Source organism: Rhizobium sp. Nf11,1 (assembly GCF_050587665.1).
Lineage (GTDB): Bacteria > Pseudomonadota > Alphaproteobacteria > Rhizobiales > Rhizobiaceae > Rhizobium.
Genome location: NZ_JBOBHU010000064.1, coordinates 1 through 1,664, shown reverse-complemented (window position 1 = coordinate 1,664; position 1,664 = coordinate 1). Strand labels below are relative to the sequence as shown.

General features: G+C 57.9%; 1 protein-coding gene and 1 pseudogene. One reads left to right on the top strand and one right to left on the bottom strand.

From position 1 onward, the window contains the following. Nucleotides 1–18: 18 nt before the first annotated feature. Nucleotides 19–942, bottom strand: a pseudogene (locus tag ACQ7C1_RS31660) (IS3 family transposase); the annotation flags it as partial. A 64-nt stretch (nt 943–1,006) separates the two neighbouring features. Here ACQ7C1_RS31660 and ACQ7C1_RS31655 point away from each other — a divergent pair. After that, nucleotides 1,007–1,664 (top strand): IS110 family transposase (locus ACQ7C1_RS31655; RefSeq protein ID WP_430961209.1); only part of this gene is annotated, 658 nt, incomplete at its 3' end.

The window sequence follows — 1,664 nt, the reverse complement described above, 5'->3', positions numbered from 1 at the left end:
TGACCTGCCACTGAACTTTCATCCGGCTGCGATTAGAGGTCCAGCGTTTTCTGATACGCCGAATGGCGCGTTGGTAGCAACCGGCGGAAACGCGTAGCTTTCATCTTGCGCAGCGTTGGAGCCGGTTGCGGCGATGGTCCCGGCATAGACTGCCGGGGTTTGGTATCCGAGCGACGAGTGTGGCCGGAAATTGTTATAATCGTCGGCCCATTCGGCAATGGCACTACGAGCATGATCGAGGCCGAAGAACAGACTTTCGTTGAGCAACTCGTCGCGCATCCGGCCATTGAAGGACTCAACATAGCCGTTCTGCATAGGCTTTCCCGGCGCGATATAGTGCCACTCGACCTTGTGGTCCTTCGCGAGGATCGCATTCGAGGTGAGTTCCGTGCCGTTGTCGGAAACGATCATGCCGGGCTTGCCGCGTCGTTCGATGAGTGCTGTCAGCTCTCGGGCAACGCGACGTCCCGAGATTGATGTATCGGGGATTGCCGCCAGACATTCACGTGTCACGTCATCGACGATATTGAGCACCCGAAATCGTCGTCCGCAGGCGAACTGGTCGTGGACAAAATCCAGAGACCAGCGGGCATTAGCCTTGGCTTCGACCAGGATCGGCGCACGCGTACCCACGGCACGCCGTCTGGCTTTGCGCTTGCGAACGGAAAGGCCTTCCTCCCGATACAGCCGGTAGATGCGGTTGACGCCGGACAGCTCTCCATCACGCCGAAGCAAAATGAACAGTCGTCTGTATCCGAAACGCCGCCGCTCATTGGCCAGATCGCGCAGCTTCGTTCGCAATTCGACCTCCGGCGGTCGGCAGGACCGATAGCGGATCATCTTGCGATCAGCCGACACAATCTGGCAGGCCCGCCGTTCCGAAAGACCCATAATGTCCCTCAGATGCGCAACGGCGTCACGCTTGGCGGCAGGCCCTACCATTAATGGGATGGTCCGCCTCGTCCTCCCGTAGCATCATGAGGCAGTCAAACCAAAGGAGGTTGCAATGCCACGACGCAATGTGCCGCGCCCAGCGGCTGTCTACGGAATTGATATTGGCAAGAACATATTTCATGTCGTCGGCCTCGGAAACGATGGCGCGCCAGTCCAGAAAGTTCGCTTTCGACGCGACACGCTGCTGCAGTTCTTCGAGCGCGCAGCGCCGACGATTGTGGGGATGGAATCGTGTGCAGGATCTCAGTGGATCGCTAGGAAGATACAAGCATTCGGACATAAGGTGCGCTTGATCCCGGCACAATTTGTGAAGCCCTATGTCAAATCGAACAAGAGCGATATCATCGACGCGGAGGCGATCGCTGAAGCAGCCACGCGACCGACAATGCGATTTGCTGCAATCAAGAGCGAGGAACAAGCCGATCTTCAGGCGTTGCACCGAGTGCGGGACCAGATGATCGGCACAAGAACGCGCCTGATCAACCAGATGCGAGCCTTCTGTCTCGAATACGGAATCGCCCTACGCCAGGGCGCTGGTCTGTTCAAGCTCGACCTGCCACTGGTCCTCGAGGACCAGTCAAATGGCCTTTCCTCGGCAATGCGTAAGTTACTCGCAGAGCTGTTCACCGATCTGCGTCTATTGGAGAAGCGCATTGGTGACGTCACACGTGAGATTGAGGCGATCGCCAGTCGGGAGGATGCGGCTCGAC